The organism is Bradyrhizobium sp. CSA112, assembly GCF_029051645.1.
Lineage (GTDB): Bacteria > Pseudomonadota > Alphaproteobacteria > Rhizobiales > Xanthobacteraceae > Bradyrhizobium.
On record NZ_JAACFS010000052.1, the window covers coordinates 1 to 14,430 of the forward strand.

The following is a 14,430-nucleotide window of genomic DNA, read 5'->3' on the forward strand; positions in this document are numbered from 1 at the left end:
CGTTCAACATCTTGGCACCTCAATGGAATCGAAGTGCCAGACACAGAATCACAGTGACTCTTCGCCCGGGAAGGCCAAATCAACGGGCGAGTCATTCCGTCGCAGCCACGATGTGTGCATCAGCTAGCGCCTTCGCGGGGACGACACCTGCTATGGGGCGGAATGCGGCACGGCGTCGAACCTGGACACCACAATGTCGCGCTTCGTCTCGTCGACACGCACGGTCATGTCGAAGCGCCCGTCATGCAGCTCCTTGTTGAGCACCTCGGCATTGCGGTGCAGCCAACTGATGCCGGCGCCATCGGAAGCATCGATCGACAGATCGAGCGTGGTACGCGTTGCCGCCAGCCGATCTTCGATGGCGGTCAGTAGCTCGCTGACCCCCTCCCCGGTTTCGGCCGAGACCAGGAAGCACGGCCGATCCGCCGGACGGCGAGACGCGACGTTGCGCAGGTTCTCCCGCTCTTCGGGATCGAAGCGATCGATCTTGTTCCATACTTCGAGGATGCGTGCGCCAGAGTCGGGATCGATGCCGAGTTGACGCAGCACGGCATCGACGTCCCGCTCCTGCGCCTCCGCGTCCTCATGCGAGATATCGCGGACGTGGAGAATGATATCGGCCTCCAGCACCTCTTCCAGCGTCGCGCGGAACGCGGCGACGAGTTGCGTCGGCAGGTTGGAGATGAATCCGACGGTGTCCGAGAGCATTGCCTTGCCGCCATGCGGCAGGCTCAGCGCGCGCAAGGTCGGGTCGAGCGTCGCGAACAGCATGTCGGCCGCCTGCACGTCGGCACGCGTGAGCCGGTTGAACAGCGTCGACTTGCCGGCGTTGGTGTAGCCGACCAGCGCGACCACGCGATACGGCACCCGCTGCCGGCCGGCGCGATGCAGCCGCCGCGTTGCCTGCACCTTCTTCAGTTCGTTTTCCAGCCGCGTGATGCGATCGCCGATCAGGCGACGATCGGCTTCGATCTGGGTCTCGCCGGGGCCGCCCATGAATCCGAAACCGCCGCGCTGGCGCTCGAGATGGGTCCACGACCGAACCAGCCGGCTGCGTTGATAGTTCAGGTGTGCGAGCTCGACCTGCAGCGCGCCTTCCTTGGTCTTGGCGCGGCGGCCGAAGATTTCCAGGATCAGCCCGGTGCGGTCGAGCACCTTGGTGTTCCAGGCCTTCTCGAGATTGCGTTGCTGGATCGGCGACAGCGCGCAATCCATCACCACCAGTTCGATATCATGGCCTGCAATGAGCCCCGTGATCTCCTCGACCTTGCCCTTGCCGAGATAGGTAGCAGGCCTGATCTGGCTGATGGGCGCAGTCAACGCGTCTGATATCGTGAGGTCGATGGCCTGCGCCAAGCCCGTTGCTTCCTCAAGCCGAGCCTCGGAATCACGCACGACATCATTCGCCTGCGCATCGGCATCACCGCGGCGCATTCGCAGGTACGGGCCGATGACAATCACCCGCCCGCTTTGTTTGGCCCCCGCCGACCGCGGACGGTCGGCGCTCCCTTCACGGTCGCGGGGTTCCAATCAGTTCACTCTCAAGCCGGAGCATCCTCGCCGCCTTCGAACAACTGAATGGGGGCTCCCGGCATGATGGTCGAGATCGCATGCTTGTAAACAAGCTGTGAATGACCGTCGCGCCGAAGCAACAAGCAGAAGTTGTCAAACCAGGTGACAATTCCCTGCAGCTTTACTCCGTTGACCAGAAAGATCGTCAGTGGCGTTTTTGTTTTACGAACGTGATTTAGGAAGGTGTCTTGTAGATTTTGTGCGCGGTCTGCCGCCATTGTTTTTGTCCCGCCGTCTCGTGCTTCTTTTTGTTAAGCCGGTTGTTGCTCTCTCACGGAGCCTGCCCCGACTCGCCGGCTTCCCCTGAGATCCCCCTCCGGTCGGCTCGGCCATGCGATTAGAGGGTACGCGCGGTTTTTAGGCAAGCCGGTTCAGGCCCGGCCTAACCGGAACCCAGTGGCCATTCTCCGTAGAAGCGCCGAAAGAGATAAATATTCCAAAGCAAGTGCATGGATCGGCTCAAAGCGAGCGAGATGAGCCGCAGATTTCGGCACGTATCGAACAAGCGATTCACTTAAGGGGTCAGCCAACCCCGAGCGCCTTGAGCTTGCGGTGTAGCGCCGAACGCTCCATGCCGACGAATTCGGCGGTGCGCGAAATGTTGCCCGAGAACCGGCTGATCTGCGCGATCAGGTAGTCCCGCTCGAACACTTCCCGCGCCTCGCGCAGCGGCAGCCCCATGATGTGCTCGCCATTGTTGCTGGTTGGCATCGCCGGCACCATCGAGCCCACGTCCTGCGGCAGCATATCGGCGGTGATGATCGCTTCCGGACCGCCGCCCGCCAGAATCATGACGCGCTCGACGTTGTTTCGGAGCTGGCGGACGTTGCCGGGCCAGACATGGGACTGCAATACCGCCATCGCATCCTGGCCGATCTGCCGCTTCGGCAAGCCCGTCGCCGCCGATATCTGGTCCATGAAATAGTCGATCAGTTCGGGGATGTCCTCGCGGCGTTCCGACAGCGGCGGTACCCGGATCGGCACCACCGACAGCCGGTGGTAGAGATCCTCGCGGAATCTCCCTTCCGATATCTCTTCCTCCAGGTTGCGCGCCGTCGAGGAAATGATGCGGACATCGACGTGAATCTTGGCGGTGCCGCCCGAACGCTGAAAAGTCTGATCGACCAGCACACGCAGGATCTTGTTCTGGGTCTCGCGCGGCATGTCGGCGATTTCGTCGATGAACAGCGTGCCGCCGTGGGCCTCTTCCAGCGCGCCCGGCTTGCGCGCGTGCTCGCCGTTTGACTGCTCGATACCGAACAGTTCAACTTCCATCCGCTCCGGCGTGATCGCGGCGGCGTTGATGACGACGAACGGTCCTTCTGCACGGCTCGATGCATTGTGCAGCATACGCGCGGCCAGTTCCTTGCCTGAACCGGAGGGACCAACGATCAGAATGCGGCTGTTGGCCTTGGCCGCCCGGTCGATGGTCTGGCGCAACTGGTTCATGCAGGCGGAGCGTCCGGTGAGAACGCTGGCGGTGGGAGCCAGTTGCTTGAGTTCCTTTACTTCCCGCTTGAGGCGCGAGGTCTCGAGCGCCCGTGTCGCCACCAGGATCAGCCGGTCGGACTTGAACGGTTTTTCGATGAAGTCATAGGCGCCGCGCTTGATCGCAGCCACTGCGGTCTCGATGTTGCCGTGGCCGGATATCATCACCACGGGAACGTCGGCGTGATCCTTCTTGATCTGCTCGAGCAGCTGCAGGCCGTCGAGCTTGGAGCCCTGCAGCCAGATGTCGAGAAACACCAGATGCGGGCGGCGGTTGGCGATCTCGGCCAGCGCCGAATCGCTGTCGCGCGCGGTACGGGTATTGAAGCCCTCGTCCTCCAGGATGCCCGCAACGAGGTCGCGAATATCGGCTTCGTCGTCGACAATCAGAATGTCACTGGCCATGGGTTACACCTGTCTTGTCTGTTGCCCGTTGCGGCTTCGGTTCTTGTTTCATCTTGGTCGCGGATGCCGCCTCATTGGTTTCGCCTGACGGCGCTTTTGTTTCGTCAACCTGTGGTTTTGCGTCCGAATCCGACTGTTTCACTTCAACCTTCGGCGCGTGACCGGATACGGCGAACCTCAGCCGCATCCAGGCGCCGCGCTGCCCGGGCCGGAAATCGGAGGCATCCTTGAGTTCGATACGGCCGCCATGGTCTTCGAGCACGCGGCCGACGATGGCGAGCCCAAGCCCGGTGCCCTTCTGGCGCGTGGTCACATAGGGCTCCAGCAACCGCGCACGGCTCACCTTCGGCAGGCCGATACCATTGTCGATCACGTCGATCACGATGTCGTCGTTCTCCCGCGCGGCAATGACGTCGATGCGCCCCTTGCCGAGTTCTTCCGGCGGCACCTGCTCGATCGCCTCCGTCGCGTTCTTGATGATGTTGGTCAGCGCCTGCGAAATCAGCCGACGGTCGAATTGCGCGCGCATCGGATCCTGCTTGATATCGGCTTCGATATCGAGATCGGGGTGCCCGACCTTCATCAGGAAGACCGCCTGCCGCACGGTGTCGGCGACGTCCTCGCCTTCCATGACGGGCTTGGGCATCCGCGCAAAGCGTGAAAACTCGTCAACCATCCGCCTGATGTCGTCGACCTGTCGCACGATGGTGTCGGTACATTGTTCGAAGATGTTCTTGTCTTCGGTGATGACCTTGCCGAATTTGCGGCGGATACGTTCGGCCGAAAGCTGGATCGGCGTCAGCGGATTCTTGATTTCATGGGCGATGCGGCGCGCAACGTCGCCCCACGCCGAGGTGCGTTGCGCGGAGACGAGCTCCGTAATGTCGTCGAGCGTGATGATGTAGCTGTCGCGCGACTGGCTGGTCTGCTCGGCGCTGACGCGGACCGACAGATTGCGCTCATGGCCGTCGCGCGTGATCGTGATCTGGCCCTGCACCAGGCGCTGCGTACCCTCACGCGCGGTCTTCATCATGTCGTCGAGCTCGGGCAATACATCCGACAGCGGATGGTCCAGCGTCTCGGATTCGGCATGGCCGATGAGTTTTTCAGCCGAACGGTTGAGGATGCCGACGCTGCCGGAGGCGTCGACGCCGATGATGCCGGCGCTGGCTGACGACAGTACCGCCTCGATGAAGCGGCGGCGGCTGTCGATCAGGTCCGAAGCGCTGACCAGTTCATCGCGCTGGGTGCGCAGTTCGGCCGTCATCTTGTTGAAGGTCTCGCCGAGTTGCGCGAGATCGCCTTCGGATCGGTGGACCGGCACCTGGACATGCAAATCGCCGGTCGAAACGATATTGGCCGCGCTCATCAAATTTCGGATCGGCGCCACCAGCCAGTTGGCGAAATTCAACCCGATCAGCACCGACGCCATCAGAATAGTGAGCGCGATCACTGCAAACATCAGTGCGAAGGCGACCTGAATGCCGAGCCGGCGGGCTTCGATCTGCGCATATTCAGCGACGCTGGCCTGGGTCTGCTTAAGTTGGCTGACCACCCGCGGGTCAAGCAGCCGGGCAACGTAAAGAAAAGTGTCAGCGAACCCGCGCAGGCGAATCACCGCTGCGACGTAGTTTTCTTCCGGGAATACCGCGATCTCCGGTTTGGTTTCGCTGACATTGCTGAGGAACTCCTGCGGCGGCGTCGCGAATTGCTGCTGGATGCCGGTTTGCGCCGTCACCAGAACCTTGCGATCCTTGTCGATCAACATCGCGCCCGGCAAATTGCGCAGGGCCGCATTGTTCGTCAGCAACTCGAAAAACGACTGCCGGTCCTGGTCGAAAAGTGGCCGCGCATTGGAAAGGTCGTTGGCCATCCCCAGAATGTCGCCATTGATCAGATAGGCGTGCTCATTGACATAGGCATGGGCAATGTTCAGCGAGTTCTCGATCGCCGCTCGCGTCGGCCCGGAAAACAGCCTGTCGAGGCCACGATCAAGGGTAACGTTGGCGACAATGGCAACCACAACCGCCGGCAACACCGCGATGACGGAGAACAGGCTGACGATCTGGACGTGCAGCCGTGCCGCGGCCCGGCCACGACGCCGCGCCTGAATCACCTGCCAGACCTCGCGGATGATGATCACGACCAGCAGCAGGATGGTCGCCGCATTGATCAGCAGGAACGAATAGACCACGTGGCGGGTCGGCTCGATCGGCGTCAAACCGCTCAGGACCACGAAGGTCAGAAACGCCGACAGCAGCGCGATCGCGACGGCAACCGGCGCCACCCACTTCCGCAGGATCCCCCCTCCGGATTCGGCATGCGATGGATCGAACGATGGTGCCGAGGTCTCTGCGGTGGTCATTCCGGCAATCGGTGAACTGAAAGGGCTTTGTGCCCGCCTGTCGCGGACTGATGCATTCATATCACAATGTTGCCGAATTGCGGCATCAGTAAGATGCCTGTATTTTCAATGATTTACGAGAATTTCTTCCTAGCAAGTGGCAAAATTGCCAAAACGCCGAATCGCGATGCCGGTCCTCACAAGTGATTTGCCGCAACATGATCTGTCGCCGCTCGCTTGATCCGGCGCTTCCTGCCATCCACCAGAGCGCCGAAAACCCTGCCCTCGGTGATGTGCCAATGCGGGACCCCGCCCTATGTGAATTCGGCTCACAACTGCCCGTTGAAGCTGGACCGAATCAGCAATCGATACGAGGTATCGCACTATGGAAATCGCCGCCGGCTTGAGTGGCCGCGTCCCAAACTAGAAAAGTTGTCTTCGCGATGATCGCCTTTCCCTACCAACTGACCATTCCGAGCCAAGGTATTTCCCAGAACGTTCCCGATTCCGCAGGGCTCGTAAAATTCTTGCAGGTCGAGTCATCGTTTTTCAGCGAGCTAAGCACGTTGCTCGCGCCCAATATCGTTCTTGGGAACATGGGTTTTGGCAATCCGCAGGTGCAAGATCGCGCAAGCCGCGCGTTTAACCAGATGCTGAAGGAGATCAAGGAAGACAAGTTCCAGTCCTTCGAAAACTATGTGGTTAGCGCGAGGGACCTCAGGGTCCTTATCGGGCAAGGCCGGATAGGACAGCAGATCAAACTTCTCTCGAACAGTGGTGATACCAGCAAGCAGCAGGCACGTTGGATGACGTATATCCTCTGCGCCGATTGGTCGGACGGTGGTAACGCCGATATCCAATTGCTATCTGCCTTTCGAGCAGCATTTGCCGCGAACCCTGTCACCCAAGCATATGGAGATTTGGTCTCCTCGATGGAGGCGGTGCGGCAGGCCTCGACGGCCGTCGAAATCAGCGAGAATGCCAAGCGCGAACTTGAAGAATTCATTCGACAAAAAACAGAGGTGTTCGATCGCCTCGAACAGCTTTATCGAACCAAGCTAACGCTCGACGAACCAGCGCTAACTTGGGCGAAGATCGCCCAGCGAAAGACGACGGTCTGGGCATGGTGGCTCGCGGCCTTCGCAATCCTTGTGGCTATCCCTATCCTACTTGCTGTTGCTAACTGGTCTGCGATCGCAGATGCCGTTGGAAAGCTGACTGCGGGCGCGAATGGCACGTTCTCGATCGCGGGATTGGCAACGATCACAGTGCCAGCACTGCTGTACGCGTGGCTCCTAAAGAACGTCAGTCGCATTTTCATCCAAAATCTAAACCTAGCAGACGACGCAGCTCATCGTCGGTCGCTCGCGCTGACTTATATGGGCCTGCTGCAGGACGAAAAGCATCCGGCGTCCGATCAAGATCGCGCCATCATTCTGAATGCGCTGTTCCGTCCAATCCCGTCTCAAACCGCAGACGAAGGGCCGCCATCCGGAGTGATCGATCTTATTCGGAATAAGTGAAGGGGGCGGAGAACTGAATGGATTTTCGTTTCGGGGGAGAACTTCCTGATGATCATGTTTTTCTGGATCGCATCAGGTCGATAGTCGATTGGTCGTTCAAATTTATCTCTTGGCTGATCATCACTGCCACGCTTGGAGTGGCCGCCCACGCAACTAAGAATCTCTGGCTCTGGGGTCTCTATTTTCTTTGCCAGGGGCTGCTGATTGTCTTTCTACAAACATTCTTCAGTTGGCTGTTCTCTATGAAATTCCCCGGGAGCAAAGGCAGCCGAAACAAGAACGCTGCGGCTCGACAGGGTTTTTGGATTTGGGTGCATAAAGCCAGACGGATTCTCATCGCGATTCTTGCACTCGCTGTATGGCTCGGCTTTCAATTGGCAATGCAGCAGGCAATCGGTCACACGGTTGACGCGATAGCGGAGTTTCAAAAAACTATCAGGAAATGATTGATCCACAGACCGCATTTCCGCAGACATTCACCGCTAACCTATCAACAACCTTGCCGGGGAGACTTTGGAATGAGCGACCACGTCGAGATGCCCTACGAAAAGGCCATTGAAGAAACTGCAAAAACGACCGGAAAAGCCATCGATATCGTACAGTCGATGTCACCTGCGATTGCGAGTGCCTATGGATTTATCATCGGAGATCGCATCAACGCGGCACGTGAGCGGCAACTTGATGCACTCGCCAGAAAAACAAAAAAGCTCCTACACGATAGAAATCTGGAAGAAGAGAGCGCAGTTCCGGAACAACTCGCCATTCCACTCCTAGAAGCCGCGCAAGGCGAAACGCGCGAAGAAATCCAGGACCTTTACGCTGCACTGCTTGCCAATGCCATGGACGCCAATTTTGCCGATGATGTTCGGCCTGAATTCATCTCAACCGTCAAAGCGCTGCAACCCCTCGATGCAGCGATTCTGAAATACGCAGCAGGGAGATACATCGACCGCGAGACCCGTAAATTCAGTCAGGGAAAGCTGCAGGACGACATGAAGAACTTTCGTCCAACCGCAATCGAATTGAGCATTCAACATATTGAAAAACTTGGCTGCATCGTCCGCAATCGCGGAGAACTTCATTTATCGACCTACGGTTACGAATTCATGGTCGCTTGCAACCCAAACACCTGAACGTCAGACCACAACCCCGGCCCGATGCACTGCGCTAATACCGGCATGAGTTTGCGTTAGCGCGACCAGCTTGGTCGATCCGGTCGTCATCAGCGCCTCACTAGTCCGCCGTCACTCGACACCGCGCAGATGTACTGTTCGACTCTGGTAATATCTGCGTGTCGTTGGATCAGCGCGACTGGCCGGGTAGACCCTGCCACCAAGAGCGATCGATCCCCAATCGCGTCACCCGTCTTCATTGCGGAAGGAGGCAGGTGCAATCCCTAGCCGCCGCTCCGGTAAACCTGAATGTCGAGATCCCTGATCTTCTTCCGCAGCGTATTGCGGTTGAGGCCGAGCAGGTCGGCCGCCCGGATCTGGTTGCCCCGTGTTGCCGCCAGCGCCGCGGTGAGCAGCGGCACCTCGATCTCCTTGAGGATGCGGTGGTAGAGGCCCGGCGGCGGTACGCCGTTCGGGAAGCCGGAGAAGTGCGAGGACAGGTAGGCTTCGACCGCACCTCCGAGATTCTCCACGCCCATCGGGGCGTTGCCGCTCGAGGTGACCGCCGGCGGCGCCAGCTCGCCATCGATGACCGAGGCCGTAATGACGTCCTGGGGATAAAGCGCGGCCAGCCGGCGCGCCAGGTTTTCAAGCTCACGCACGTTGCCGGGCCAGCGGTGCTGTTTGAGGCGTTCCAGCGCCAGCGCGTCGAGTTTCTTCGGCGGCAGGCCGTCCTTTTCGGCGAGCGAAAAGAAATGCCTGATGAGATCGGGCAGATCCTCGATCCGCTCCCGCAACGGCGGCAGACGCAGCGGCACCACGTTCAGGCGGAAGAACAAATCCTCCCGGAACAGGCCCTGCTGGATCAGGATGCGCAAATCCTTGTTGCTCGCCGCCACGATCCGAACGTCGGTCTTGATCGGGGTACGCCCGCCGACCGTGGTGTATTCGCCCTGCTGCAGCACGCGCAGCAGCCGCGTCTGCGCTTCCATCGGCATGTCGCCGATTTCGTCGAGAAACAGCGTGCCGCCTTCGGCCTGTTCGAACCGGCCGGAAGCACGGGTATTGGCGCCGGTGAACGCGCCGCGCTCATGGCCGAACAATTCGGATTCGATGAGGTCACGGGGAATCGCCGCCATGTTGACGGCGACGAACGGGCCGTTTCGGCGCTTGCCGTAGTCATGAAGCGCGCGGGCAACCAGTTCCTTGCCGGTGCCGGACTCGCCGGAGATCATCACCGTGAGGTCGGTCTGCATCAGCCGCGCCAGCACCCGGTAGATCTCCTGCATCGCCGGCGAGCGGCCAACCAGGGGGATCGAATCGAATTCGGAGTCGTCGGCCGCGCTCGTCACCCGCTCTTTCGGCTCGGCAAGTGCGCGGCCGACGATGGTGATGAGCTCCTTCAGGTCGAACGGTTTCGGCAGATATTCATAGGCGCCGCGTTCCGACGCCCGGATCGCCGTCATGAAGGTATTCTGTGCGCTCATGACGATGACGGGAAGGCTCGGTCGCATCTTCTTGATGCGCGGCAAGAGGTCGAACGCGTTCTCGTCGGGCATCACCACGTCGGTGATGACGAGATCGCCCTCGCCCTGGCTGACCCAGCGCCACAGCGTCGCGGCGTTCCCGGTCAGGCGAACTTCATATCCGGCGCGCGAAAGCGCCTGGTTCAGAACCGTGCGGATGGCGGTGTCGTCATCGGCAACGAGTATGCTACCTGCAGGCATCGTTACTCCTCATCTTGCGTCCTGTGAGGCAGGCGGCAGCGTACCCGGAACGCCGTCGCGGTTGCTTTGGTCGAACTGTTTGGCGGGATTGAACATCGGCATCAGCACGCGGAAGGTGGTCTTCCGCGGCTGCGATTCGCATTCGATGATGCCGCCGTGATCGCCGACGATTTTTGCCACCAGCGCCAGCCCTAGCCCGCTGCCGGTTTGTTTGGTCGTCACGAAGGGATCGAACAGATTCGGCAGCAGGTCTTCCGGAACACCGGATCCGTTGTCCTTGACACAGAACTCGAGCGGCAGCGACACCCGCGACTTCTTGCCCGGCACCGACAGGCGAACGCCCGGGCGGAAAGCGGTGGTGAGCTGGATTTCCGCGTCGCTACCGAGATCGGCAACAGCTTCGGCAGCATTCTTCACGAGGTTGAGGAAGACCTGAATGAGCTGGTCCTGATTGGCCAGCACCGGCGGCAGGGACGGATCGTAATCCTCGATGAAGCGGATGTTGCGGGCGAAGCCGGACTGCGCCAGCCGTTTGACGTGATCGAGCACGGAATGGATGTTGACCGCTCCGCGCGCCACCGGGCGGTCGTCGCCGAACACTTCCATGCGGTCGACGAGGGTGACAATGCGGTCGGCCTCGTCGCAGATCAGCCGGGTCAGCATGCGGTCCTCAGATGAGGCCGCCTGCTCCAGCAATTGCGCGGCGCCGCGGATGCCGGACAATGGGTTCTTGATCTCATGCGCCAGCATCGCGGCAAGCGCGATCACCGAGCGTGCCGCGCTCCGGTGCGTCAATTGCCGGTCCATCTTGTCGGCGATGGTGCGCTCCTGCAGCATCACGACGATATGACCGGGCCGTTCGGTGAGCGGCGCGACGTGCAGGTCGACCTGACGGTCGCCGCCGATGCGCGGCGTGCCGAGATCGACCTTGTATTCGTTGACCGGCGACGCGCTCGCGCGCACTTGGTCGATCAGCGCCAATAACGGACTGCCGAACGGCACCAACTCCTTGAGCGACTGCCGCCGCAGGAATTGCGTCGAAATCTCGAAGAAGGATTCGGCGGCGATATTGGCGTCGATGATGCGGCCATCGGGCGCAACCAGCAGCACCGGGTTGGGTAGCGCGTTGAGGATCGCCTCGCTGTCGGTGGGCACGGCGCGGCGGTGTTCTGCGACTGAACTCATGCAGCAGCACTCCATGCGAAATCGTCGAACGCGTCCTGGAGCGATCGATGCACGCGATGCGGATCCTCCGACGTTAGAATCTTTTGCCGCCAGCCCTTCAGCGTCTCGGCCGGCGCGCGGCTGCACTGCGCTGCGATCTCCAGGGCCCAGCCGAGATGCTTGCGTGCGTGTTTGAGCCCGATGCGCAGCCCGTAATGGCCGCAAACCTCGTCGTAGAGCGCGCGCACATGCGCGAGTTGTTCGGCGAGCGACGGAGCGGTCTCCGCCTGTCCGGTTTCAAGCCGTCGGCCGATCTGTCCCGGCAACCAGGGCTGACCCTGCGCGCCGCGCCCGATCATCACGGCGTCCGCCCCCGATACTTCCAGTGCGCGGACCGCCTTCTCGAATGAGGTGATGTCGCCGTTGACGACGAGCGGCACGGAGACCGCGTCCCTGACCGCGCGCACGGCGCTCCAATCGGCCATGCCCTTGTAGAATTGGCAACGCGTGCGCCCGTGCACGGTAATCATCTGCACGCCGGCCTGTTCTGCGCGGCGCGCCAGCTCGGGCGCGTTGAGCGAGCGATCGTCCCAGCCGAGCCGCATCTTCAGTGTCACCGGCACTTTCACTGCCGCGATCGTGGCTTCGATCAGCTTGAGCGCATGATCGAGATCGCGCATCAGCGCCGAGCCGGATTGGCCGCCAGTGACGTGACGCGCCGGACAGCCCATATTGATGTCGATGATGTCGGCGCCGGCCGCTTCCGCAACCCTTGCGCCCTCCGCCATCCAGTGCGCCTCGCAGCCCGCGAGCTGGACGACGTGCGGTCCGACGCCGGCTGTTTCGCAGCGCAGAAGCGACATCGGCCTGCCGTGCACGAGTTCGTCGCTGGCGGTCATCTCTGAGATGACCAGTCCGGCGCCGAGGGTGGCGGCAAGACGTCGAAAGGGGACATCGGTGACACCGGACATCGGCGCCAGAAGAACCCGGTTAGCGACGGCAATCTCGCCTATTTTCAACGGCTTAGAGCGTGAACTTTCCGGGCCGGTCACGGCGTTCTCATGGTTGGGGCGGCGGCTTCATTGCAACCGTCGACGCATATTGTGAGCACAAATCTTGGGCAGTCAAGCTTCTTGCCTACACTTTAGACAGATCTATCAGTTGTGCAAGTGCACTGCAACAAAAACCGCTTTTCCCACAGCGCATGGGAAACGCTCTGTTTTTCCGCATCCGGCATGGTAAGGGCTGTGCGCCAGCGCGCCGACGCTCCTCCTCAACCCCGATTCGTTCGTATTTGAGTCCATATGCCCAGACCTGAGCGTACCGCAGCCATCCTCGTCGCCGCCGGACGCGGGCTTCGCGCCGGTGCCGGGGGGCCCAAGCAATATCGCGAGATCGGCGGGCAGACCGTGATCTTCCGCGCCATGGAGGCGTTCTGCCGGCATCCGGACGTGTTTGCCGTGCAACCGGTGGTCAATCCCGATGACATCGCGATCTTCAATGAGGCTGTCGCGGGACTACGCCACCAGCCGCCCACCAATGGCGGCGCGACACGTCAGGCTTCGGTGCATGCCGGGCTCGAGGCGCTGGCCGCGGAGAAGCCCGACATCGTTCTGATCCACGACGCCGCACGGCCATTCGTGACGTCAGCGGTGATTTCGCGTGCGATCGATGCTGCCGGGCGCACCGGCGCGGCGGTCCCTGCGATCCCGGTCACAGACACAATCAAGCAGGTCGATGATACCGGTAACGTCGAGGCGACACCCGAACGCGCGCGCTTGCGAATCGCCCAGACGCCGCAAGCGTTCCGCTTCGAAGTCATTCTCGATGCCCACCGCCGCGCCGCGCGCGACGGCTGCAGCGATTTCACCGACGATGCGGCGCTCGCTGAATGGGCGGGATTGACGGTTGCAACCTTTGAAGGCGATCCTGCAAACATGAAACTGACCACGCCTGAAGATTTTGCCCGCGAGGAAGCCCGTCTTGCCGCTCAGCTCGGCGACATCAGGACCGGCACCGGCTACGACGTGCACGCCTTCGGCGACGGCGATCATCTGATGCTCTGCGGCGTCCGGGTGCCGCACGTCAGAGGCTTTCTCGCCCATTCCGACGGCGACGTCGGCCTGCATGCGCTGGTCGATGCCATCCTTGGCGCGCTGGCCGACGGCGATATCGGTTCGCATTTTCCGCCGAGCGATCCGCAGTGGAAGGGCGCTGCGTCCGACAAGTTCCTTAAATATGCCGTCGATCGCGTTGCTGCGCGCGGTGGCCGGATCGCCAACCTCGAAGTCACGATGATCTGCGAGCGCCCGAAAATCGGGCCGCTGCGCGACACCATGCGCGCCCGCATCGCCGAGATTACGGGGCTGAACATCTCGCGCGTCGCCGTCAAGGCGACGACCAGCGAACGGCTCGGCTTTACCGGCCGCGAGGAAGGCATCGCGGCAACTGCGAGTGCCACGATCCGTCTGCCCTGGAGCGAGTAACATGAGCGGCAGCGACGCCCGCGCCCTCTCCCGCTCGCTGCTCGATTTGTGCCGGATGCGTAAGCTGACAATTGCGACGGCGGAGTCCTGCACGGGCGGCCTGGTCGCCGGCGCCCTCACCGACATTCCCGGCTCCTCAGACGTGATCGACCGTGGCTTCGTCACCTATTCCAACGAAGCCAAGCGCGCGATGCTCGGCGTCAAGGCCTCGACGCTCTCGACCTTTGGTGCGGTCAGCAAGGAAACCGCGACGGCGATGGCGATCGGCGCGCTGGAAAAAGCCGGCGTCGATCTCGCGGTATCCATTACCGGCATTGCCGGTCCCGGCGGTGCCACGCCGGGCAAACCGGTCGGCCTCGTCCATTTCGCGGTTGCCTCGCGCGACGGAAAGATCCTGCACCGCGAATTCCGGTTTGGAGCCATTGGCCGCACCACCGTGCGCCAGCGCTCCGTGGTGGAGGCGCTGCGGATGCTGATGGAGCTGGCACGCGGTCCGCAGGCGCCGGTTAAACCGCCCCGCCAGACCATGAGCCGGCTTCGTCCGCGGGTGGCGCGAACGCCGCGGCGTAGCGCCGTCAAACGACGCCGGCCCTCGCGGACTTAAGGTCG

Annotated in this window: 12 protein-coding genes; 5 read left to right on the forward strand and 7 right to left on the reverse strand. The window is 61.4% G+C overall.

Annotated elements, in window-relative coordinates; translation table 11 throughout:
• Positions 1 to 150: 150 nt before the first annotated feature.
• The 4 genes from hflX to GWE18_RS39085 all read right to left on the reverse strand — a co-directional run bounded on the left by hflX (position 151) and on the right by GWE18_RS39085 (position 5,830).
• Positions 151 to 1,530, reverse strand: coding sequence for a GTPase HflX (gene hflX / locus GWE18_RS39070; RefSeq protein WP_275190864.1), 1,380 nt, complete (start codon positions 1,528 to 1,530; stop codon positions 151 to 153).
• Positions 1,531 to 1,541: 11 nt separating this feature from the next.
• Positions 1,542 to 1,790: an RNA chaperone Hfq gene (gene hfq, locus GWE18_RS39075; RefSeq protein ID WP_006020546.1), complete on the reverse strand. Its 249-nt coding sequence runs from the start codon at positions 1,788 to 1,790 to the stop codon at positions 1,542 to 1,544.
• A gap of 304 nt (positions 1,791 to 2,094) precedes the next feature.
• Positions 2,095 to 3,465, reverse strand: a complete 1,371-nt coding sequence (locus tag GWE18_RS39080; RefSeq protein ID WP_275190867.1) for a sigma-54 dependent transcriptional regulator — start codon at positions 3,463 to 3,465, stop codon at positions 2,095 to 2,097.
• Positions 3,455 to 5,830 carry a PAS domain-containing sensor histidine kinase gene (locus tag GWE18_RS39085; protein ID WP_275190868.1) on the reverse strand — a complete coding sequence of 792 codons (2,376 nt, stop codon included), beginning with the start codon at positions 5,828 to 5,830 and terminating at the stop codon, positions 3,455 to 3,457. Before GWE18_RS39085 ends, GWE18_RS39080 begins: the two co-directional genes overlap by 11 nt.
• 422 nt (positions 5,831 to 6,252) lie before the next feature.
• Between GWE18_RS39085 and GWE18_RS39090 the strand changes: the two genes are divergently transcribed.
• The 3 genes from GWE18_RS39090 to GWE18_RS39100 all read left to right on the forward strand — a co-directional run bounded on the left by GWE18_RS39090 (position 6,253) and on the right by GWE18_RS39100 (position 8,465).
• On the forward strand, positions 6,253 to 7,332 hold the full coding sequence (locus GWE18_RS39090) for a DUF6161 domain-containing protein (RefSeq protein WP_275190869.1): 1,080 nt from the start codon (positions 6,253 to 6,255) through the stop codon (positions 7,330 to 7,332).
• 17 nt (positions 7,333 to 7,349) lie between these two features.
• Positions 7,350 to 7,778 (forward strand): hypothetical protein, encoded by a 429-nt coding sequence (locus GWE18_RS39095; protein ID WP_275190870.1) that lies wholly within the window; start codon positions 7,350 to 7,352, stop codon positions 7,776 to 7,778.
• Positions 7,779 to 7,850: 72 nt separating this feature from the next.
• A complete protein-coding gene (locus GWE18_RS39100) occupies positions 7,851 to 8,465 on the forward strand; it encodes an Abi-alpha family protein (protein ID WP_275190871.1) in 615 nt (204 codons plus the stop codon).
• A 263-nt stretch (positions 8,466 to 8,728) separates the two neighbouring features.
• Here the strand turns inward: GWE18_RS39100 and ntrC are convergent, their stop codons facing one another.
• The 3 genes from ntrC to dusB are packed head-to-tail and all read right to left on the reverse strand — an operon-like array spanning position 8,729 to position 12,354.
• Positions 8,729 to 10,171: a nitrogen regulation protein NR(I) gene (ntrC, locus tag GWE18_RS39105; protein WP_275190872.1), complete on the reverse strand. Its 1,443-nt coding sequence runs from the start codon at positions 10,169 to 10,171 to the stop codon at positions 8,729 to 8,731.
• Positions 10,172 to 10,180: 9 nt separating this feature from the next.
• Complete coding sequence (locus GWE18_RS39110) at positions 10,181 to 11,356, reverse strand: nitrogen regulation protein NR(II) (protein WP_275190873.1); 1,176 nt, start codon at positions 11,354 to 11,356, stop codon at positions 10,181 to 10,183.
• The gene (dusB, locus tag GWE18_RS39115) at positions 11,353 to 12,354 is read right to left on the reverse strand and encodes a tRNA dihydrouridine synthase DusB (protein WP_275190900.1); all 1,002 of its coding nucleotides are present in this window, start codon (positions 12,352 to 12,354) and stop codon (positions 11,353 to 11,355) included. The genes GWE18_RS39110 and dusB overlap by 4 nt, the downstream gene beginning before the upstream one ends.
• A gap of 285 nt (positions 12,355 to 12,639) precedes the next feature.
• Between dusB and GWE18_RS39120 the strand changes: the two genes are divergently transcribed.
• Positions 12,640 to 13,821, forward strand: a complete 1,182-nt coding sequence (locus GWE18_RS39120; protein WP_275190874.1) for a bifunctional 2-C-methyl-D-erythritol 4-phosphate cytidylyltransferase/2-C-methyl-D-erythritol 2,4-cyclodiphosphate synthase — start codon at positions 12,640 to 12,642, stop codon at positions 13,819 to 13,821.
• 1 nt (position 13,822) lies between these two features.
• Positions 13,823 to 14,425, forward strand: a complete 603-nt coding sequence (locus tag GWE18_RS39125) for a CinA family protein (protein WP_275190875.1) — start codon at positions 13,823 to 13,825, stop codon at positions 14,423 to 14,425.
• The last annotated feature ends 5 nt before the right edge of the window (positions 14,426 to 14,430 follow it).

Bases quoted from the DNA above. Each gene is read 5' to 3' on its own strand.
- hfq (WP_006020546.1), bottom strand. From the start codon at position 1,790: ATGGCGGCAGACCGCGCACAAAATCTACAAGACACCTTCCTAAATCAC.
- GWE18_RS39080 (WP_275190867.1), bottom strand. From the start codon at position 3,465: ATGGCCAGTGACATTCTGATTGTCGACGACGAAGCCGATATTCGCGAC.
- GWE18_RS39085 (WP_275190868.1), bottom strand. From the start codon at position 5,830: ATGACCACCGCAGAGACCTCGGCACCATCGTTCGATCCATCGCATGCC.
- GWE18_RS39090 (WP_275190869.1), top strand. From the start codon at position 6,253: ATGATCGCCTTTCCCTACCAACTGACCATTCCGAGCCAAGGTATTTCC.
- GWE18_RS39095 (WP_275190870.1), top strand. From the start codon at position 7,350: ATGGATTTTCGTTTCGGGGGAGAACTTCCTGATGATCATGTTTTTCTG.
- GWE18_RS39100 (WP_275190871.1), top strand. From the start codon at position 7,851: ATGAGCGACCACGTCGAGATGCCCTACGAAAAGGCCATTGAAGAAACT.
- ntrC (WP_275190872.1), bottom strand. From the start codon at position 10,171: ATGCCTGCAGGTAGCATACTCGTTGCCGATGACGACACCGCCATCCGC.
- GWE18_RS39110 (WP_275190873.1), bottom strand. From the start codon at position 11,356: ATGAGTTCAGTCGCAGAACACCGCCGCGCCGTGCCCACCGACAGCGAG.
- GWE18_RS39120 (WP_275190874.1), top strand. From the start codon at position 12,640: ATGCCCAGACCTGAGCGTACCGCAGCCATCCTCGTCGCCGCCGGACGC.
- GWE18_RS39125 (WP_275190875.1), top strand. From the start codon at position 13,823: ATGAGCGGCAGCGACGCCCGCGCCCTCTCCCGCTCGCTGCTCGATTTG.